Source organism: Fibrobacter succinogenes (genome assembly GCF_902779965.1).
GTDB classification, from domain to species: Bacteria; Fibrobacterota; Fibrobacteria; order Fibrobacterales; family Fibrobacteraceae; genus Fibrobacter; species Fibrobacter succinogenes_F.
Genome location: NZ_CACZDK010000001.1, coordinates 160,791 through 181,743, shown reverse-complemented (window position 1 = coordinate 181,743; position 20,953 = coordinate 160,791). Strand labels below are relative to the sequence as shown.

General features: G+C 46.6%; 19 protein-coding genes and 1 pseudogene. 7 read left to right on the top strand and 13 right to left on the bottom strand.

Going from position 1 to position 20,953, the window contains the following annotated elements; all coding sequences use genetic code 11:
• The first annotated feature begins 4 nt into the window (after window positions 1-4).
• Together HUF13_RS00780 and HUF13_RS00775 are read left to right on the top strand one after the other, a co-directional pair.
• Window positions 5-2,404 carry an RND family transporter gene (locus tag HUF13_RS00780; RefSeq protein WP_173473354.1) on the top strand — a complete coding sequence of 800 codons (2,400 nt, stop codon included), beginning with the start codon at window positions 5-7 and terminating at the stop codon, window positions 2,402-2,404.
• Entirely contained in the window at window positions 2,401-3,792 is a 1,392-nt protein-coding gene (locus HUF13_RS00775; RefSeq protein WP_173473353.1) for a DUF1302 family protein, read from the top strand. Before HUF13_RS00780 ends, HUF13_RS00775 begins: the two co-directional genes overlap by 4 nt.
• A 116-nt stretch (window positions 3,793-3,908) precedes the next feature.
• Here the strand turns inward: HUF13_RS00775 and HUF13_RS00770 are convergent, their stop codons facing one another.
• The 4 genes and pseudogenes from HUF13_RS00770 to HUF13_RS00760 form a co-directional block, all read right to left on the bottom strand.
• Window positions 3,909-5,153, bottom strand: a complete 1,245-nt coding sequence (locus HUF13_RS00770) for a DUF1015 domain-containing protein (protein ID WP_369697068.1) — start codon at window positions 5,151-5,153, stop codon at window positions 3,909-3,911.
• A gap of 99 nt (window positions 5,154-5,252) precedes the next feature.
• Window positions 5,253-5,735, bottom strand: a pseudogene (locus HUF13_RS17525) (DUF2062 domain-containing protein); the annotation flags it as partial.
• A gap of 130 nt (window positions 5,736-5,865) precedes the next feature.
• Window positions 5,866-6,039: a hypothetical protein gene (locus tag HUF13_RS00765; protein WP_173473351.1), complete on the bottom strand. Its 174-nt coding sequence runs from the start codon at window positions 6,037-6,039 to the stop codon at window positions 5,866-5,868.
• A 177-nt stretch (window positions 6,040-6,216) separates the two neighbouring features.
• Window positions 6,217-7,206: a fibrobacter succinogenes major paralogous domain-containing protein gene (locus HUF13_RS00760; protein ID WP_173473350.1), complete on the bottom strand. Its 990-nt coding sequence runs from the start codon at window positions 7,204-7,206 to the stop codon at window positions 6,217-6,219.
• 176 nt (window positions 7,207-7,382) lie between these two features.
• Between HUF13_RS00760 and greA the strand changes: the two genes are divergently transcribed.
• Window positions 7,383-7,850 carry a transcription elongation factor GreA gene (greA, locus tag HUF13_RS00755; protein ID WP_173473349.1) on the top strand — a complete coding sequence of 156 codons (468 nt, stop codon included), beginning with the start codon at window positions 7,383-7,385 and terminating at the stop codon, window positions 7,848-7,850.
• Between the two features lie 172 nt (window positions 7,851-8,022).
• Complete coding sequence (locus HUF13_RS00750) at window positions 8,023-8,856, top strand: TatD family hydrolase (RefSeq protein ID WP_173473348.1); 834 nt, start codon at window positions 8,023-8,025, stop codon at window positions 8,854-8,856.
• Here HUF13_RS00750 and HUF13_RS00745 read toward each other — a convergent pair.
• On the bottom strand, window positions 8,853-10,799 hold the full coding sequence (locus HUF13_RS00745) for a bifunctional diguanylate cyclase/phosphodiesterase (RefSeq protein WP_304038669.1): 1,947 nt from the start codon (window positions 10,797-10,799) through the stop codon (window positions 8,853-8,855). The genes HUF13_RS00750 and HUF13_RS00745 overlap by 4 nt on opposite strands.
• Window positions 10,800-11,521: 722 nt before the next feature.
• Between HUF13_RS00745 and HUF13_RS00740 the strand changes: the two genes are divergently transcribed.
• Together HUF13_RS00740 and HUF13_RS00735 are read left to right on the top strand one after the other, a co-directional pair.
• On the top strand, window positions 11,522-11,965 hold the full coding sequence (locus tag HUF13_RS00740; RefSeq protein ID WP_173473346.1) for a zinc ribbon domain-containing protein: 444 nt from the start codon (window positions 11,522-11,524) through the stop codon (window positions 11,963-11,965).
• 48 nt (window positions 11,966-12,013) lie between these two features.
• Window positions 12,014-12,445, top strand: a complete 432-nt coding sequence (locus tag HUF13_RS00735; protein ID WP_173473345.1) for an FdtA/QdtA family cupin domain-containing protein — start codon at window positions 12,014-12,016, stop codon at window positions 12,443-12,445.
• A gap of 166 nt (window positions 12,446-12,611) precedes the next feature.
• Here HUF13_RS00735 and HUF13_RS00730 read toward each other — a convergent pair whose 3' ends face one another.
• The 8 genes from HUF13_RS00730 to HUF13_RS00695 all read right to left on the bottom strand — a co-directional run bounded on the left by HUF13_RS00730 (window position 12,612) and on the right by HUF13_RS00695 (window position 19,387).
• Window positions 12,612-13,586: a GNAT family N-acetyltransferase gene (locus HUF13_RS00730; RefSeq protein ID WP_173473344.1), complete on the bottom strand. Its 975-nt coding sequence runs from the start codon at window positions 13,584-13,586 to the stop codon at window positions 12,612-12,614.
• 22 nt (window positions 13,587-13,608) lie between these two features.
• Complete coding sequence (locus HUF13_RS00725; protein ID WP_173473343.1) at window positions 13,609-14,400, bottom strand: RNA methyltransferase; 792 nt, start codon at window positions 14,398-14,400, stop codon at window positions 13,609-13,611.
• 66 nt (window positions 14,401-14,466) lie between these two features.
• Entirely contained in the window at window positions 14,467-15,369 is a 903-nt protein-coding gene (locus tag HUF13_RS00720) for a sugar phosphate nucleotidyltransferase (RefSeq protein ID WP_173473342.1), read from the bottom strand.
• Window positions 15,370-15,374: 5 nt separating this feature from the next.
• Complete coding sequence (gene fabZ, locus HUF13_RS00715; RefSeq protein ID WP_173473341.1) at window positions 15,375-15,812, bottom strand: 3-hydroxyacyl-ACP dehydratase FabZ; 438 nt, start codon at window positions 15,810-15,812, stop codon at window positions 15,375-15,377.
• Complete coding sequence (locus HUF13_RS00710) at window positions 15,802-16,704, bottom strand: UDP-3-O-acyl-N-acetylglucosamine deacetylase (protein ID WP_173473340.1); 903 nt, start codon at window positions 16,702-16,704, stop codon at window positions 15,802-15,804. The genes fabZ and HUF13_RS00710 overlap by 11 nt, the downstream gene beginning before the upstream one ends.
• Window positions 16,705-16,894: 190 nt before the next feature.
• The gene (locus tag HUF13_RS00705; RefSeq protein ID WP_173473339.1) at window positions 16,895-17,914 is read right to left on the bottom strand and encodes a UDP-3-O-(3-hydroxymyristoyl)glucosamine N-acyltransferase; all 1,020 of its coding nucleotides are present in this window, start codon (window positions 17,912-17,914) and stop codon (window positions 16,895-16,897) included.
• Window positions 17,914-18,879, bottom strand: coding sequence for a diacylglycerol kinase family protein (locus tag HUF13_RS00700; RefSeq protein ID WP_173473338.1), 966 nt, complete (start codon window positions 18,877-18,879; stop codon window positions 17,914-17,916). Before HUF13_RS00700 ends, HUF13_RS00705 begins: the two co-directional genes overlap by 1 nt.
• Window positions 18,872-19,387: a gamma carbonic anhydrase family protein gene (locus HUF13_RS00695; RefSeq protein ID WP_173389286.1), complete on the bottom strand. Its 516-nt coding sequence runs from the start codon at window positions 19,385-19,387 to the stop codon at window positions 18,872-18,874. Before HUF13_RS00695 ends, HUF13_RS00700 begins: the two co-directional genes overlap by 8 nt.
• 114 nt (window positions 19,388-19,501) lie before the next feature.
• On the opposite strand from HUF13_RS00695, the gene HUF13_RS00690 reads away from it, so the two are divergent.
• The gene (locus tag HUF13_RS00690) at window positions 19,502-20,953 is read left to right on the top strand and encodes an aldehyde dehydrogenase family protein (protein ID WP_173473337.1); all 1,452 of its coding nucleotides are present in this window, start codon (window positions 19,502-19,504) and stop codon (window positions 20,951-20,953) included.

Below are 20,953 nucleotides of genomic sequence, written 5' to 3'. Positions count from 1 at the left end.
AATCATGAAAGTCGAAAAGTTCAACGAATTTTTCGGCAAGGTCGGACAGGCGCAAATTCGCAACCGCTTTAAGATTCTTGCCACTTTGCTTATCGTCACGGTCGTTTGCTGTTTAGGCTTGAGCAATTTTTCGCTTGCTCTTGGCGAAGAAGGCTGGTTCGGCAACTCAGACGAAATCACCATCAACACCAAAAAATACGAAGAAACATTCGGGAACCTGAACGGTGTCGGCGTTCTTATTGTAAAGCAAGGCGAAGGCGATGTCTTTAGCGAAGAAATACTGAAGGTCATCGAAAAAATAGGCAACCGCATGCGTGATGAAATTCCGTTTGCAGACCGCCTGACATCTATCGTCGAAGTAGATATTCCTGTCGGCAATGACGAAGGATTTTCGATTGTAAAGCCTTACGGAAACGGCATCCCTTCAGATTCCGCTGAGCTTGCAAAAGCGCGTGCCCTCGTGATGCGCGGTAGCGAAAAAACGAACGCACTCATCAATTCGCTTGTCAGCGATGACGGCAAAGAAACATGGATTTCTCTTTCGCTCCATCCTTTCGCTGGAAAAGAGCTTGAAGAAAAGTACAATGGCGAAATTGACGAAGTTTCAACAGACATCGGCTACAAGCTGATGAACATTATCGAAAGCGAAGAATTCCAGAACAAAGGATTCATGCTTTATGGTGGTGGTATGCCTTACGACAGCGCGAACGAAGACCGTTACGAAGTCCCCGAATACGGTGTAAGAGTCATCTGCAGCGTTATCGTAATGCTTTTGTTCTTGGCAATTTGCCTACACAACGTGTTTGGCGTGATTGTTCCGGCTGTAGCTACAATCAGCGCAATCGCCTCAGTTTTTGGAGCCATGTCGTTTTTTGGAGAAAAAGCAGACTCCGCACTGGTAACATTGCCGGTTGTTCTTGGCATGGCTCTTGCGGTTGGCTATTCCGTACACTACATCAAGATGTTCAAGCTGCATTTTAGACGTACAGGCAAGCGCAAGGAATCAGCCATCAAGTGCGTCGAGGAATGCGGATGGCCGGTGCTGTTCACGGTTCTTACGACCATGGCATCATTTATCAGTTTCCTGTTCGTGAACATGAAGCCACTTGAATGGATGGGTAAAACATCCGCTCTTATCGTTCTTGCAATTTACATCTACGTTACTGTCCTTATTCCAATTTTACTTTCATTCGGTAAGGACTGCACGCCCCAAGCATTGGATGTTAATGGAGCAACAAAGTTGGATCTTTACTTTTCACAATGGTCTAAATTTGTCTACAACAGAAAGAAATCATTCATCGTCATTTGCGCATTGGTTATCGCCGCATTCATTCCGGGGATGTTCAAAATCACGGCACAGCTAGATTACCTGACCATCACAGGCGACAAGATGCCCTACATCCAAAAAACCAAGGAAATGCTGAAGAAAAAACTAGGCAATCAGTACAGCTATTCAGTGATGATTTCTTACGATGAAGAAGGCGCATTCAAGAAACCCGAAAACATGAAAGCGCTGTTGCAGCTTGAAGATTATCTCGGAACGCTCTCGCTCACCAAATGGTCGGGCGGAAAGGCTCGCGTTGCCTCGGCGACAAGCATCCTGAAAGAAATGAACCGCGCCCTCAACGAGGGCAAAGATTCAATGTACACTGTCCCCGAAGACGAATACATTCTTGCACAGTTAATGGAACTTTCATCGATTGAAATGCATAACGACTTTAGCGATGCCATGGATGACGATTTCAAGACAACCGTTGTCAGCGTGGACATGACGCAGTTTGCAACGGAAGAAGCCCTTGCCAATATGGACGCTTTGAAAGCAAAACTTGCCAAACTTTTCCCAGGCGCAAAATGCACCTTGCTTGGCGACATGATTCGCTATTCCGAAATGAGCAACCGCATTGTCTTTGGTGGCTTAAAGTCCTTCGGGTTTTCGCTTGTCATCATCGCCATCATGCTCGTATTCGCATTCTCAAGCCTTAAGCTTGGCCTTATCGGCATGATTCCGAACGTGGCTCCGGTCATTCTCGTGGGTGGCGTCATGGGGTATTTCAATTACGCCCTTGACTTCAGCACCATCACCGTGATGCCCATGGTTTTAGGCATTGCCGTTGACGACACCATCCATTTAACAACACACCTGAAAATGAAACATGAACAAATGGGTTCTAGCGAAAAGGCCATGGAAACAACCTTCCGCGAAATCGGAGCAACGATGTTCCTGACGACCATTATTTTGTGTTCCATGTTCAGCGTTTATCTGTTTAGCCCCATGCACTTCTTGGCGGTTCTCGGAGTTCTCGTTATCGTTGGTCTTTCAAGTGCGTTGGTTGCGGACTACACAATTACACCCGCTCTATTGCACGTAGCAAACCCCTTTGGCAAAGAAAAGGAGGAAGTATGAATAAGCATTCCTTTTTCACAACGGCAATCCCAGCCATAGCATTTGCAACAATGGCTCACTTTTCAGCCCCAACGCTTCACGCGCAAGAAATCGCATTTAGCGGAAGCCTCACAACCCAAGCAGGCATAGGCCTCCCAAACGCCCACAAGCAGAAAGGCGATTTTTTGCTCGGCCAAACCATTTTCGATGGCTCCGTCAAGGCGTTCTACGACGATGCCATGATCTATGTGAACGGCCAATTGATCCACGACGCCATAGGAAGCCAATCTTCTAACGGAATGTCCGGATTCATCGACGAAGACGGATCTTTCGCACTAAGGCTAAAAGAAGCCTATATCGATTGGAAAAACGGAATATTCGCGCTCCGTATCGGTCGCCAGATAGTCTCATGGGGAAAAGCCGATGACATTCAAATTGCAGATGTCGTAAGTCCCTTTGATGAATCAAGAGTTGTCGCAAACGATTATAACGAATCTAAACTCGGAATCGATGCAGTGCGTTTATCGCTCTTGACTGACAAAGCTCAAGTCGATGCCTATTACATTCCTTTCTTTACGCCGAGCATTTTACCGATCGCCGCCAAAAATCCGCTCCGTGCACACTCGTTCCCAGACCAAATGGACGGAATTCAATTTTTTTGCCCCTTTTTCTATGACGATTTTGAACTTCCCCACAAAGACATTAACAATGGCGAATATGCACTTCGTGCAAGCTTCTACACATCTGTAGCAGACTTATCTTTGTATGGGTTTTACGGATGGGATGACACGCCATTTATCAAATACTCGCCCTACTTTTATGAATCCCCGGAATCCGCAGAGGATGTCGGCATGATTGATGTTACGGGCAAGTACAAACGCATGTCCATGATTGGCGCCGATGCAGCAATCCCAGCAGGTGATTTTGTATTCCGTCTAGAAACGGCGTTCTTCCCTATGCGGCATATCCAGACAACCGCAGATTACCAAATTGAGCAATTTTTCTACGAAGAAAAGGTTACATCGAGCAAGCAAAGGCACCAGCTTGTAAGCCTTGTCGGTTTCGACTGGACATTGAGCGGCGGCTGGACGATTACCGCGCAATACATTTCAGATGTTGTTTTCAAGTACAGAAAATACTTGGACCGCAAGCAGTATGAACACCAAGCAACCCTCAGCATAGAAAAGACACTCCTAAACGAGACCCTGACCATTTCAGCTTCTGGGGCACTTGATTTGTGTAACTACTCTACAGCAAGCGAATTCGAATTCGACTACAAACTAACTGACGCCATAACCCTCAGCCTTATCGGCGATTTATACTTGAAAGGCCCTGACGGCAAGGATGGAATGTACGGCCAATACCGCGATTTCAGTAGTGTCACGTTCAAAGGTAAAGTTTCGTTCTAAACAAAAAAATCCCCGATACATTCGAGGATTTCCCAATTTCGCTTTTGCAAAGGCCGCGCATTTTGTATGGCAATGCCGCAATTTTCATGCAACAAAGCCGCGCGACCTGCTAGCAATTAGTCGAGCGTGTGGACCAAGAGACCGTCGCGGAGCTTCGGTTCGAACCACGTGCTCTTCGGCGGCATGATTTCACCAGCGTCAGCAATGCTCATGAGCTGATCGAGCGTGGTCGGGTACATAGCAAAGGCGCAGGCGCATTCACCGCTATCGACGCGCTTCACCAGTTCGCCAAGACCACGGATGCCACCGACAAAGTCGATGCGCTTCGATGTACGCGGATCGTCAATGTCAAAAAGCGGCTTCAACACGAGCTTCTGGAGGAGAGCCACATCAAGGCTATCGACCGGGCCCAAGTTCTTGAGGAACTTGTCCTTAAACGTGCAAGCATACCACTTGCCGCCCATGTAGAAGTTCACCTGGTTCTGCTTGGCCGGGCTCTGCATAGAATCGAGTTCTTCAATGTCGAACACAAGCTTCATTTCTTCCATGAGCTGTTCCGGAGTACGACCGTTCAAGTCCTTCAAGACGCGGTTGTAATCGAGAATCTTGAGCTGGGTGCTCGGGAAGAGGATGGCGAGGTAACGGTTGTATTCTTCGTTGCCCGTGTTGTTCGGATTCTGTTCGGCACGGTAGCTGGCTGCACGGGCACCAGCAGCACTGCGGTGGTGACCGTCAGCAATATAGCTCACCGGCACAGATTCAAAGGACTTGCGAATAGCTTCGATTTCAGCGTCATCATCGATGACCCAAACCGTGTGGCCAAAGCCATCGCCCTTGCTCACGAAGTCGTAAACAGGCTTGCGCTTGGTCACGGCACCGAAAATATCGAACTGGCCGTTATCGCGATAAGTGAGGAACACCGGACCCGTGTTGGCATTCGTAGCAAGCACATGGCGCAAGCGATCTTCTTCCTTGTCTGCGCGGGTAAGTTCGTGCTTCTTGATCGTGCCATTGAAATAATCTGCAGCCGGAACGCAGCAAACAAGGCCGTACTGTTCACGACCGTTCATGGTCTGACGATAAACATAAAGGCAAGGCTTCTTGTCGAAGGCAATAACACCGTCTTCAATCATCTTGTCAAGATTTTCACGAGCATGAGCGTAAACCTTCGGATCGTAAGCGTCAACGGAATCCGGAAGTTCAAGTTCGGCACGGGTCACGCGCAAATAAGAATGCGGGAGTCCTTCAGCCATAGCCTTGGCTTCGGCGCGGTTCATCACGTCGTAAGGGAGCGCAGAGATGGTCTCAGCTTCAGCCGGGTTCACCGGACGCAAAGCCTTGAACGGATAGATGTGCATCATAGGTTTCTTTCCTTTGTGTGCTTCTTTGATTAAAACTTCATCTTCGGCAATCAAGTTATGGATATAACCCGTCTTTGCCGCAATCCATTTTTTCTTTCTGTAACTTACGATGAAATAAGCTAGAAAAAAGAAGATAACTCCGCCAATCGCAGCAACAATTGTGATGCCAATCATGAACGCCAACAGGTGGTCTGCAGCATCATTCCACAAATGACCGATAACCGTCGTGAAATTTTTGAAGGAAAGCCCCTGAAATTCTTCCAAAAAGTCAAACTTAATCGCTTCGGGATGGACAATTTTGCACCCGAGCATGTAACCCGTCGGATAGAAAAAACCGAACTGAGTCAGCGGGTTTGCCACAAACGACGAAACAATCCCCGGCACCTTCGGCAACCGGAAAAGCGCACAAAACGCAACCGTCAAAATAATGGCGACACCAATCGTCGGCCAAATGCCAATAAACACCCCAGCTGCAACCGACCATGCCACCTGAATCGCATCTTGCCTACGCGGAAACATTCGATTATAATAAATACGGCTCAATCGCTTATACTTTGATTCGGACCGTTTTTTTCTTACCATATCACCTCTTTTAATTATTTGCGCCAAAGATAGTAAATTACAAGATTAAACGAAAGTGGTAGAAATCACAATCGAATGAAGGTTGTAGGAAGTAGGATGTAAGAAGTAGGAAGTAGGAAGTAGACAGAACTTAGTTGGCAGCAGGAAACGTCATTGCGCAGAGCGCATGACTGCTGCGGTTATCCAATACGAATGCAAGCGTTCGTGCTGTATAACCTTGCACATCATTGCGCAGTGCGCATGACGGTATCGGCTCAGCAATAGAACACGCAAGCGGTTCTGCAGCATTCGCCTCGCACGTCATTGCGAGCGAAGCGAAGCAATCTAGTAATGTCTTGTTCTATAAAAGGGGGAAGTCTCCCCCTGATTGCAGCCTAGCCCTATTGTCATGCCCGCCACCGAGCGGGCACCTCCTTCTAAGGGCAAGTCTTCCATCACCCCCTCGAACGGGGCTTCAATCGCCAGCCCCGTAACGCCCCGACTAGTCCTTCAGGCAACGAACAGAAAAACCGAAGCTCTTGTTGTAGTAACCCAGGGCCGCATAGTTGCTGCAGTAGCCCAAGTCCAAGGCATTGGCGTAGTTGTAATCTGTCTCAGAAGCACTCCAGAAGCCGGCGAGTTTGCCAATGTCGAAGAAATTGCCATTGTTGATCCTGTCGCCAGCAGGCAGTGCGGAAAAGCCCACATCATCCGAGCCGTTGCCTTTACGAAACCACCCCGTCTGCGACTTGAGAACATTGAGTGCCGTTGCTTCCCCACCGACTTTGGTAAGCAAAGTATCCCACTCTTTTTTCTCCGGTAAATGCCAGCCCGGCGGACAAATGCCCTGCACCGTATCAGGCAGAGTACAGCTTTTGTCCAAACCGCAGTCCTGCGGATTGCCGGCATCAGTCGCGAGCTTCACCGAGTCAATCGCCGCCGCCCAGGTGTAAAGGCGGCCAGTCACGGCACAATTTTCAGCCTTATTGGCATAGCACCAATTTTTACCTATTAAGCTCGGAGTTTTGACACTATCGGCATAGTTCAAATTTTCAGCCATCCAGACCTGATTACCAATTTTCACAGTCTTATAGATTTGACCATCGCGGGAATCCGTCATTGAGTCGTAGGCTATTTCAGGATTCAAACGATCTTCCTTCGGCACGTCCCAGCTCCAGCCATCACCATTTTTCCCGCTCGAAGAGGAACTCAACTGCTTGCTAGAAGATGAAACAGACTTCAAACTCGATGATGAACTGCTACTAGATTCTTCATGGCTATCGCCACTCAGAATGACGCTGGACGATGATTCAACTTTTGTGCTGCTAGAAGAACTCTGAATCTCTTCAGAATCAGACGTTCCATCGTTGTTTGAAGCGCTAGTACCGCTATCGCCACCGCAGGCCGCAAGCACAAGCAAACTAGAAACAGCAGCAACAGCCACGCACCTACGCAAAGACGTCTTTCCACACCACAAATTCTTCAACAACATAAAACACTCTCAAACAAAGTTTTTACCAAATATAGTTTTTATTAGTGATTAGTAAACAGTAATAGTTAGGCGGCTTTGCCGCGATTATAAAATCTTCCTACTTCCTACCGACTACTTCCTACTGTTCCTTAACCACCAACCACTAATCACTATACACTTTTTCTAAATTTTCCCCCATGAAACACTTGATTTCGAAAGAAGGCTTTGAAAAGTTCAAGGCAGAATGGGAACATCTCAAATATGTCGAACGCCCGGCAATGATCAACCAGGTGCAAGCCGCTGCTGCCGAAGGCGACCGCAGCGAAAACGCCGCCTACACTTACGGGCGTATGCGCGTGCGCGAAATTGACCGCCGCTTGCGTGAACTCGACCGCATTCTGGATGGTGCACAGATTGTCGAAAACGCCGCTACCAAGGACGGTTCCATCCGCTTTGGCGCAACAGTCAAGATGCTTGACAAGAAAACCAAGCGCGAAAAGGTCTACAGCATCGTTGGCGACAAGGAAATCGACCCGCTCCAGGGACGCATCAGCATGAAGTCCCCCATCGGTGAAGCGCTCCAAGGCAAAAAAGCCGGCGACACCATCGAAGTCCAAGCCCCCCGCGGAAAAATTGTTTACGAGATTCTGGAAGTAAACTACTAGCTATGAGCTCGCTCCCTACGGTCGCTTTGAGCATGAGTTTTTAGCAGTCATTCTCCGAAGGAGAATCATACATTGTAATAAAAACTGTATGGATCCTCGGCCTCTCGGCCAAGGATGACGCCCCTAACCACCAACCACTTCCAACTGTCTACTTCCTACTGTCTACTAAATCATGTTCATCGATACTCATTGTCACATCGACTCTTACGAGCGCCATGCGGGCGAATCCTTTGACGCGCTTCTCGAACGTTTCCAAACCGCCAGATTCACGACCGAACGCAGCTCCGCCAAAGAAAAAGCGGCAGCCTCCAAGATTGCACAACCCGAAGCATTTATCCACGTCGCCTGCGACCCGGCTGACTTTGACCGCGCCTGCGAACTCAGCGAAAAATATCCATTCGTCTACACCGCTTACGGCATCCATCCCGAGTATGTAGAAACAGAGACCGCCGAAGACGAAACTCGACTTCTCGAATACCTCGCCCACCCCAAATGCGTCGCCTGCGGAGAATTCGGCCTCGATTACCATTACGGCGCCGAAACAAAGGCCGCTCAAGTCAAGCTCTTCGAACGCCATTTGCAACTCGGCATCGAAAGCAGCAAGCCACTCGTACTCCACCTCCGCGAAGCCGATGACGACGCCCTCGCCGTGCTCCGCGCCGCGAGCCTCCACAACCGCAACATTCACGTCCACTGCTTTACAGGCACGCCAGAATTCGTCGAACAACTCCTTCAGCTAGACGCAAACATCTTCGTCGGATTCACGGGAATCGTCACGTTCAACAACGCACAAAACGTCCGAGACGCAGCAGCGCTCGTACCGCTCGGTCAAATGCTTTTGGAGACCGACGCCCCTTACATGGCGCCCGTCCCCTTCCGCGGAAAGCCCTGCCATTCCGGCTACATTCCGTTCATTGCCGACAAACTCGCCGAAATAAAAAACGTGCCCGTAGAAGATCTCTACAAGCACTGTCGTGAAAACACAAGAAAGTGTTATGGGATTTAAACCTTAACGGCTTCCTGTTCCGTTTCGAAGGTGGAACCCTGCACCGGAACATTATAATGATTCTTCATATACTCTAGCGCCATCTCCGTATTAAGCGGTCTGCTAAAGTAGAATCCCTGAATCAAGCGGCATCCTTCGCAATAAAGGAAGTCCAACTGTTCCTTAGTTTCCACACCTTCTGCAATAAGGTCTAAATTCAAGGACTTTGCAATACCAATCACCATGCGGGCAAAAGCGGCATCTTCTTCGTTATCGGCCACATGGTCCACAAAGTACTTGTCCATCTTGAGCGTATGCACCGGATAACGTTTCAAGTACGAAAGCGAACTATAACCGGTACCAAAGTCATCAATCGAAATCTGGATGCCCATGTTCGAAAGAGCACGCATAATTTCAATTGTCTTATCGGCTTCGCACATTGCCGTATATTCCGTAATCTCAAGCTTCAAATTACGCGGATTCAAGTTCGTTTCGGTCAAAACACGACGCACATCATCAACCATCGAGTCCATCGAGAACTGCTTTGCCGAGAAGTTCACCGCAACTTGAATATCCTTATAGCCCATATCGACCCAAAGCTTTGTCTGGCGGCATGCCATGCGCAAAATCAGCGCGCCCATCGGCACAATAAGCCCCGTTTCTTCGGCAATCGGAATAAATTCAGCAGGAGAAATAATACCACGTTCAGACTGGTTCCAACGCACAAGCGCTTCGAATCCGACAATTTTATTTCCGGCACGAATATCGACAATTGGCTGGTACATGAGAACAAATTCTTGAGCCTGAATTGCTCTGCGAATTTCGAACTCAAGCTTATAAAGCTTCATCGCCTTTTCGCGAATACCACCGCTAAAGAATTGGATACCGCCGTGGTTAATACCTTTCTTCATATCGCGAAGGCTTGCGTTTGCATTGGCAAGAATATCTTCAACGCAATCGACATCTTGATTTATCACAATAGACATCGAGACGCTAATATAAAGATCCTTGCCTTCTAAAAGAATTGGAGCTTTGACTTTATTATGAATATTACGAACAAGCGGAATCAAATCATCATTAGGATCGCGGCTTTCGATATTGTGTAAAATAAGAGCAAAAACATCAGGTCCAATACGAGCCACGCAATCATCCGGGCGAGCAATCGATTTTAAACGGTCTGCAATCGTACGAAGAACATTATCACCAATATTGATAGAATAAGAAGCATTGATAGCACCAAAACTATCGATATCTAAAAGCGCAACTGCAAAAACATAATCCGGACGTTTAGCAGCAATATCAACATCCATCTTGAGTTTTTCGAGGAAATACTTGCGATTATAAACACCCGTCAACGCATCTTGATAAACAAAATTATAAGCTTCGCGTTCTTCCGACTTGCGTTCAATCTTTTCGGTCAAGGAACCAATCACTCGAATTGGGCGGCCCAAGTCATTACTTTGTACACGTCCGCTAATAACAAACTTAGCATTTTTCTTAGAAGCATCCAGCAAAGTTAAATTGCAAGAGAATGTGCCAGCCTTTTGCAATGCCGCATTCAGCTGTTCACGGAACGCATTCCAGTCGCTCTCAATCACACGTTTTTGCAAAGGCTCAAAGGAATCTTCAAGGCTTGTATTTTCGGCATCAAGCAACTTGGCAATGCGATTTGACCAATAAACCTTACCCGACGCTACATCAAACGTCCAAAAACCATCCGACGATACATCGATCATCATCTGGAACATTTCATCTTTTTCGAGAAGATCTTTTTTAAGGTCACGAATAGGCTCAACCACTTTCGGTTCAGGAATATCCACATCGTTCCTAATTTTGCGACTATCTAGGGGGAACTTGTAAAATAGCGCAACATACGCCAGAAACACTATTGCCAAGAAATACGGCACGAAATCATAAGCGTGCTCAGAAAAGTTCAGAATATCTGGAATAGATTCTGCGAACAAAAAACACGCCAGCAACAGCGCGAAACGCAATACTACATGTTCATCAAATAATCTCATGTCAACCCAATCTTTTATTTACACCTAAAATAAGTACAATATTTATAAAAAGAGCATCACGAAAGCATTTAGTAATGATTTATTTACTCCAATTTCTAGTATTCCAAGTTGGAATAGATAAAGTGTTAAACTGCAAAGACACTCGCATCGTCCAATTTCGCAAGCGCCCCCAATCCTGTATTTGAATATAGTTAAAAAATTTGAAAAGTAAACAAAAATCAAAAATTGAATTATAAGTATTATAATAATTTAAACAAAATAACAACTATTCATAGCTAAAGCCAGCAATAAAGCGGGCTTGCGTCGAAAAGATAATTTTTACATATGTAAAAAATATTCTAAGTAATCAACTTTACAAAACGCATATTTTCTTTTTTCCTAACGATTTGTAACTTTTCTCACTACTAATTTTAACATTCATCTCCTTAGCAAATTTCTTGCCAATATTGAAGTGGAACGATCCGTTACGTAAACCGCATTTTTCATTAAACTTTTCGTTACAAATTTATTATTAAAAATTGTTAACATTACGTTTTACAAACCGTTTAAAGAAGAGTATTTTTACCCCAAAGAAACCCTTTATCTTTTACAGAAGGCAACAGACTGTTTCTTGATTTAACACAAAGCTCTAGGTATATTTGAGCCATCAACAAAAAGGAAATTTTATGAACGTCCCAGAAATACTCAAGAATATTCGCGAAAAACACAACCTGACTCAAGAACAGATGGCCGAACGCGTACACGTGACGAGACAAGCCGTAAGCCGTTGGGAAACTGGCGAAACACAGCCAAACACCGAGATGCTTAAAGTTCTATCCAAGGAATTTAACGTTTCAATCAACACATTGCTAGGCGCTCCGCGCCAGCTTTTCTGCCAATGCTGCGGAATGCCCCTCGGTGACGACGCCATCATCAGCCGCGAAATCGACGGCAGTTTCAACGAAGATTACTGCAAATGGTGCTATGCAGACGGCAAGTTCGCCTACACCAGCAAAGACTCGTTGCTTGATTTTCTTATTTCGCACATGCCGAATCCAGAAAACAAGCCCGACAACGAACGACGAGCCTTTTTTGATTCGCACCTTTCGCAGCTGAAACACTGGAAATAATTTTCAAGCAAGCCATCTCATTCGAGATGGTTTTGTTATATTAGCGGTATGGAATGGAACGAACAACAGTTGAAAGAACCCCGTTTGATTGATATCCCCATCGCCCACGACCAGCGCGGCAACTTGAGCGTAGTCGAAGGCGGCGAGTTAATTCCCTTTGATATCAAGCGCGTGTATTATCTGTACGACGTTCCAGGCGGAACGACACGTGGAGGCCATGCCCATCGCAAGCTTCGCCAGTTAATCATTGCCGCTAGCGGTAGCTTCGATGTGATTCTGGACGATGGAAAAACTCGATCCAAGTATTCGCTGAACCGTTCCTATCACGGGCTCTATATTCCTACAATGCACTGGCGCGAAATCGAGAATTTCTCTTCGGGAGCCGTGTGCATGGTGCTTGCCTCGGAGCATTACGACGAAAGCGATTACATCTATGAGTATGAAGATTTTTTGAAAGAAAGCTTAGAACTTAAAGCTTAGATGGCGGATCTGGTCCGCCATGACGTCATTGCGCTGAGCGCATGACAGGTTCGCCTCAACAATGAACAAGTAAACTTGTCGCTGTATTCGGCTCCCATGTCATTCCGATACGTCATTCCGGCCCTTGAGCCGGAACCTAGCACAGAACTAGCCGGATTCTACCAACTCATTTCTCGTATCTAGCGTTTACGCATGGGAGCGCGCCAAACGATTCCTTGAAACGATAGAGATTTTCGTTCAGGTAGTCGCCGCCATTTTCAGTGGAAATCCCCCACGAGAATTTTTCATAGCCTGTTTCAGCGGCTTCGCGCATAGCATTTACAAACAAAGCAGTCGTTGCGTTCGTATCGCGTTTAGAGTCATCGGGCGCAAGATACTGGAAATGAAACACTTTCGCTTGATTGAAAACGAAAATCATCATGCCCGAAAGATAAACACGGTCTTGACCATTTTCATTATTTAACCAAACACCGCGAAATAAAATTTCACTCGGGAATCTCTGCTTGAGGTCCCGCAATTCCGCTAAAGAATGAACTGGAGTCGTATTATGACGAGCCTTTGACAGCACGAGAAAATCGTAAAATTGTTCCATTTCGCTATCAGGAATCTCGCCGTAGGTCAAGTTCAGCTTTTCAGTTTGTTTAAAGTTGTGGCGACATTCACGTTTGCAGGCTTCAAGCGGATCAATATTTTTAGCAAGCGGCGTATAACAGCTCAGTTCCGTATGGCGACAGAATCCCGAATGTTCCAAAGCATAATCAAGCAGATCCGTTGGCATCGTTGCAAAAATCGAAGAAGTCGGTTTTAACTTTACGCCCTTGAAATTTCGAACAATATAATCGTCAATAGTTTTGATAATTTCAAGAATTTTGTGGCCAGAATAAAAATCTTTTGAAATGACAGGGCCACCAAAAGTTGAACCTTGATGCGAAACAAACTTGCCATCTACATTACAGCCCGGAACAACGGCAACAACAATACCGCTCTTTTCCACAAAGAACGAAGCGTCCGTGAATCGGCCTTCGGGATGATAATTCAAAAACTTACGCGTTTGGAGAAATGTACCGTTCACGGAATCATTCATTACAAAACGATCCCAACGTTTTTCTATTTCCGGGCTGTATGGCAATATTTCGTACATGTCAAATCTCCGGCGTTAAGCGTCACTTGGATTTCGACGAATCCTTCCCTTCTGCATTTTGCGCGGCTTGCTTGGCAGCTTTTTCAGCGGCATGTTCCAAGCGAGCAGGCTTGCCTGCCAAATTGCGCAAGAGTCCAAACAGCGCCGAAAGTTCGTTGCGCGTCGGGTGCAAGCGCTGCAAAAGCGTGTTGAGGAAACTGTCGCGCCAAGCTTGGTCGTGGTATTGGCCAGTCAAATAGCGGTCGAGGAACTTTTTGAAGCCATCAATCTGCTGGATTGTTGCAGGACCCGTTTCGGCAACGCCTCGCGTTGTGCGCTTCGCGCGGCCCTCGCCATTCGCGAGAGCCCCGGAACGGCAAAGCTCGTACAAGCTAATCGAAACAGCTTGTCCTAAATTTAAGCTCATGAGTCCCGGCACCGGAATTTCGCATTGGTACGTGCAAGCATTTACTTCTTCAAGCGCAAGGCCGCAAGATTCACGACCGAACACAAGCGCAATCGTTCCATCTTCCGGAAGCATGTCAGACAAATTCTGCACCATCGTATGCTTGATGGAGCTTGCAAAAATACGGCGGCTATAAGCGACCGCACAAGAGCAATCGCCAATAGCATCTTCAAACTTGTGGACGACCTTAGCGTTATCCAAGATGTCATGGCTATTAGCAGCCGTATGGTAAGATTTATCCAAAACCTTATCGCGCTTGGGATAAACAATATAAAGCTCCGGCAATGCATAGCAGTGCATGGCACGTGCGACAAACCCCACATTGTGTGGATGTTCCGGTTCTACTAAAACAACTCTAAATTTACGCATAGGATAGTAAGAAGTAGGAAGTAGGAAGTAGGAAGTAGGAAGTAGGAAGTAGACAGTGGTTAGTGTTTAGTGGTTAGGAGGAATTTGCCAGAAGAAATTTTTCCCTCGAATTTCATCCTGAACGACTTCGTTTTCAGAAATTACAGCACCTTTATATAAAACAGAATGAACAACTCTTGCAGAAGCGGGGACATTCACGCCAGGTTCTACAACCGCTTCGTTTTTTTCACGGCCAAGTTCTTGTTTGCGGGCATCCACCGCAGCCATCAAGCCTTCGGGCGATCCCATATCAATCCACGTTGCATGCAACTGCGACATATCAACGAACGGCGCACGGCCAGCAGCAATTTCTTGCTTCCAAAATTCACGGATATCGAATTCACCATCGTGGATTCTAGCAAGAGCTTCATCGCTGTACCACGAGATTCCAGAGAATGTCGCCGCCAAACCATCTTCGCTTCCGAATCGTCCGGCAACGCCCACAAGGCAACCATCTGCACCCACGCGGAACGTGTTCACCTTCGGGAAATCAACCGCCAAGAGAGCCACTTCACAGCGATTCGAGCCATCAGCCTTCCCCGCCTCATATGCGGCACGTGCATTTGCAACAAACTTTTTCAAGTCAAAATTACAATACGCGTCACCATTCATAATCAAGAGACCGCCGCGATACCCCGCCGCATAAATCCGGCGCAAGGGTCCTGCCGTTCCAAGGATTTCGGGTTCTTCCCAAACTCGTTCAAAACCAAGGCGTTCGCCTTCACAAACGATCTGTTCCGCCAAGTAATGAGCATTGGCATGCAGGCGAATATCTCCGAGAGACTTCGCCCGTTCCATCTGGATTTCGAGAATGCTTTTATCATAAACGCGAACCAATGGTTTCGGGATTTCATTCGTCAACGGCCTTAGCCTTGTGCCAAGCCCCGCCGCAAGAATCAAAACATTCAATTTATCATCAGTCCGCGTCATAACACTTAAACCATCGCTGCGCTAAAATCCGCCTTGCAAATAAGTGTTTCGCCTTGATAAATTTCTCCGGAATACTTATAAATTCCATGACGAGACATCAAAAGCGTCACCTTGAGAGTCAAATCCTGCGGCGGAATCACCGGAGCGCGGAAACGGCAGTTTTCGACACCCATGAATGCCGGGCGCTTACCATTGACATCAGTCTTTCTAGCAATCATCGTCAAAAGCGTAGCAGCCTGAGCCATGGATTCAATCTGAATCACGCCCGGAAGCACCGGATTGTTCGGGAAATGACCATCAAAGAACTTTTCCTTTCCGGTCACGTGCCACACAGCAACGATAGACGGCTGGTCACCTTCGTTGATTTCGAGAATTTCATCTACGAAAGCAAACGGAGCCTTCTGAGGGAGGAGGGCATGAACTTGTTCTTCATTATAAAGCATAAGGCAACACCTTTTCTAAGATTGTTCTGTGGCTCAAATGACCACCGTTAATGATTTCCAAACGAACTTTCGGGAGCTTAGGCTTCATAAAGCAAAGGTCTCCCAACAGGTCGAGGATTTTATGACGAGCAGGTTCATCGGCAACTCTGAACGAAACATTAGCCTCCGCAGAATCATCGAGCAACAACCCACAGGAAGAATCCACCCCACCAAGCAAACCTGCTTTGCGGGCTTCGTCAAATTCGTTTTTCAAGATAAAAGTTCTCGCAGCAAAAACATTGTACAAATGTTCTGCCGAATAAATCGAAACGCTAGCCGCGGACGTAAAACGCCTCTCGCCATCGTTGCGATCTAAAACATATTCCACTTCGAAAGCTTCGCTCGGTGTAATTTTCACAGAACCGTAAGGTTTGGAATCATGGCGATCCGTGCGGAACAAATCCCACGCAGCATGCACCGGAGCATCATAAAACGCGAGTTCTTCGGGAACGCCCACATTCTTGCGAAGCGCCAAAAAGAACGGAAGCGCACTACCATCCATCAACGGAACCTCCGCAGTTCCATTTTCATTGCAAGTGACATCAACCACAAAACTGCGTGACGGCCACATCAAGAAAACGGGAGCCAGATGTTCAGAGGACGCAAGCTTTAAAGCATGCGCGCCTTCGCTGGATTCATAAATCGAAGTTCGAGCAACGCTGTACTTCAAATCGGCAAAACATTTTGCACAATCAGTACTGTAAAAATGACGACCGCCCACACGCCATTCAACGCGAGGCTCCAGTTGCGGATTTCGCTCCTGAACTTCAATTTTTACGTTCGCTTTGCCATAAGACAAAGACGCAGAATTAAATTCCCATGGTTGCGGGATTTTTCGAGAATCTTTTTTCATTTAGGTAACGGGAATTTACAAAAATATTGCACTCTTGAAAGTCAAGAACTTAGAACTTAGAGCTTGTTAAGCTATGGGCGCGGACCTTACGGTCCTTTGAGCTATGGGCTATGGGCATAAAAAAATATTTTTAAAGCCCAAAGCGTAGCGTCCCCATAGCGAGTTTACGAGCGACCCCATACCCCACACCCTACCGCTTTCCCATCATGCGGAGTTTCACGACAGAACGACGCCACACATCGATTTCTTCGGCTGGGTAACCGGCATAAACCTTGCCCGCCTTAAGGCTTTTGGTAACTCCCGCTTTCGCGGCAACCTTCACGCCCTTCCCTATCGTCAAATGCCCAGCGGACTGCACGCCGCCGGCAAATTCCACATCGTCTTCCATCACGACAGAACCCGCCACTCCAGACTGCGACGCCATCATGATATTGTTACCGAGACGGCAATTGTGCGCCACTTGCACGAACGTATCGAAATGGCAATCATCGCCGATTACGGTTGGCGAAATAAAGCCTGCCGCAACGACATCATTTGCACTAAAGCTACAGCGGTTCCCGATGCGAACGCCCGCCAAATGCGGCACCATACGACGCTTGCCTTGATACTCATAAAATCCAAAGCCGCGCGGGCCAATTACAGTCCCCGCCTGGAACACACAATCTTCGCCAATCGTCACTCGCGGATAAACGGTCACATTCGCTTCGAGAATCGTCCCAGCCCCAATTGTAGCGCCTTTCATCACAACGCAATTAGGGCCAATCACAGCGTTTTCACCCACCACGCCTTCAACAACAGCCGAAGCATGAACTTGCGCAGATGGCGCGATATTAGTTTCTTCAAAAAATTCACGACGTTCGACAAATTCACGCATGAACGTCACCATCGCATGGTACGGATTTTCGACCGGGCAGACAAATTGCACTTTGGGCAAAAGTTCAGAACATCCATCAGCGCAATATTTTTCATACAAACTCGGAACAAAAAGCAAACCGGCCGTAACGCCAGCAAAAGCACCAGCGCTCACGCCGCCCGCATTCCCGGCAAGTCCGGTTTCCGTTTTAGCGTCTCCCGTCCAGAACGAGACATCGTGCGGTCCCGCCTGTTCGAGCGAAGAAAATCCAGTCAGTTCAAAATTTAAAGAGCCCTCATCCGAAGGCTTCTTTAAATTCATTTGTTCAAGAACTTCCGATATTTTTACCGAAAGCATTATTCCTCCAACGAGAGCATGCGCACCTGAGTCGCAAATTCAATCGAAACGCGATTGCCCGCTTTACCGCTCAAATCTTCGCCATCCAATTGAATGTACTCGTTATCAGCGAGTTCGAGTTTCAAAGAACGCACTTTGCGCGACTTGAGCAAGTACTTTTTCAGCAAGTACCCCAAAACAGGAACGCCACCCATTGCAATCGCAAGCAAAAAATTCAACATGTTCGGCACACAGACAACTTCCAAATATCCATCAGCCATATCCGATTTAAAAAACGGATTTGCGCCACTGGCAAAGCTCGGAATATTGCCAACAATAACAGTCTTGTGCCCCGTCAAATCGATATTTTCAACATCTTGTGAATCGCGGTCCACCATCGAAATGCGACCACTCTTTAAATAGTAAGCTCTATCGGCAAAGAAACGCTTGACGTAATGCAATTTATTTGCAACAACAGAATTCGAAGAGATTACGCCCGTTGCTCGGTCTTGATTAAAATCGTGTGCAATACGAGCATCAATGCCTGCCGAAAAATAATTCGCCAAGGCGTACTTGCCATTCACCATCCAAATATCAAAAGGCCTGGACTTTGCAAGCAACAGCCTGCGCACCAGATACAAAAGTCCTTTGTCTACAAACGGTTTATACAAGCCAAGCACACGAGCAAGATCGTTCCCTGTACCAAGCGGGATAAGCCCAATCTGCACCTTACTTGCATATTCAGAGGCTAGCATAATAGAAAACACCGACGAAACCGTTCCGTCGCCACCAACAGCAACAAGTGTTTCGGTCGATGCAAGGGCATTCAGGATTTGTTCATCCATCCCTTCTTTACGTGTAAATTCAGCCTTCCATTCGTCGGATTTAAAATCCATCGACTCCATAATTTCAGGAAGGAACTTATGGATAACTTTACCTTGACCACCTCCACTCACCGGATTAATGAGGAAAAAGAACTTATACATCTTTTAAAAGTTCATCCTTTGCGTCCAAGTAGTGTTCTACGCCTATCTTTACGTTTTTGAGTTCGTCTGTCGTCAATGTTCTGACGACATGCGCCGGAGCGCCCATAACAAGCGATCCTTCTGGGAATTCTTTACCATGCGTCACAAGCGCACCAGCACCGATAATGCAATTCTTTTTGATATGCGACCCATCCATGAGAATGGCTCCCATGCCAATGAGAACGTTATCCTCAATCGTACATCCGTGAAGCACCGCACCATGACCAACAGTCACCTCGTCGCCAATATTCACACCAACACCCGTGGACACATGGATACATACATTGTCTTGAATGTTTGTGCGCTTACCGATTTTTATTTCAGCAAGGTCTGCACGAATAACCGCATTATAAAATACTGACGAATCATCGCCGACACTCACATCGCCAACCAAGCAAGCGCCTTCGGCCAAAAAGACCCGTTCGCCCACTTGAGGTACTTTGCCTTTATACTTAATTAAGGAACCCATAGTTCCAATTTATAAAAATACATGTAAAAAAGGAATCAAATTACTTTTAAAAAAGGTTTGTTTTTTGCTGTTATAAAAACAACATTTTAGTTAATATGTTCTATCTTATTGAGTATGAACGAAATACAAAAAAAAGACATTGAAAGGATTTTCGACGCACAAGGTGAAAATCGTTGGAAAATTGCGCAAACGACCGCCAAAGAGCGCATAGAAAAACTGAAAAAACTCCGTGATGCCGTAATCCAAAGGCAAGTTGACTTTTACAACGCCGTTTGGCTGGACTTTCACAAGCCCAAATTTGAGGCTTGGCTTAGTGAAGTTTTTCCCATCATCGAAGAAATTGATTACACCATTAGTCATTTGAATCGCTGGATGAACGACAAAAAAGCAAGTCGAGTGTTCTTTTTGCCAACATCCAAAAGCGTTCTCCATTACGAGCCCAAAGGGCGCGTGCTCATCTTTTCGCCCTGGAATTATCCGTATTTGCTGCTTGTCAATCCGATTATTTCGGCCATTGCCGCAGGCAATGTCATTATGGCAAAGCCATCGCACAAGACACCGCATGTGAGCGCCTTTTTAGCGAAGCTTTTTGCAGACACGTTCCCCGAAAACGAAATTGCCATCATCGAAGGCAACGGATCTGAAATCGGAGACGAGTTATTAGCACTTCCTTTCGACCATGTATTTTTCACAGGGAGTCCAAATGTCGGCGCACACATTGCAGAAATGGCAGCCAAGAATCACGCAAGCATTACGCTTGAGCTCGGTGGGAAATCGCCTGCAATTATACTCCCGAAAGCAAATATCAAGCGCCACATCAAGCAGCTCGCTTGGGGCAAAACACTGAACGCGGGCCAAACATGCATCGCACCGGACTACGCACTTTGTCCGCAAGACAAAGTTCAAGAACTTGCAGAAGCATTTGCAAATGAAATCAAGTACATGTTCGGAGATACTGACGCCAAGCGCCACGAATGCAAAGACTTTGTCCATATTGTAGACAAACGCGCTACAGAACGTCATGCAGCGCTTATTAAAGACGCCATAGCCAAAGGAGCAACACAAGTCATCGGAGGCGTAAGCGATATCGACAATTGCTATACGCCTATTACAGTTCTCACAAATGTCACGCCCGACATGGAAATCATGAAAAACGAAATTTTCGGACCGATTCTTCCGATTGTCGCCTACAAGAATCTTGAAGAAACCATACAATTTATTCAAAGTCATCCGAAACCGCTTGCATTGTACATTTTCGGAACAAACAAGAGCGAAATCAATTACGTTTTAAGCAACACAACATCGGGCTCTTCGTGCGTAAATAACACGATTATCCAAATCGAAAATTTAGACGTACCTTTTGGCGGCGTAGGCATGAGCGGAACCGGCAATTACCACGGCTTTTACGGATTCAAGACGTTTAGCCACGAACGCAACATCATGCAACAGAAAGGCTTTGACGCAGTCACGTTCTTCCATCCGCCTTACGGAAAACACTTTGGCTCTTTACATTCCAAGATTCAGGGACTTGCAGAGAAGGCTTTACGATTCATCAAGTCTATGTAA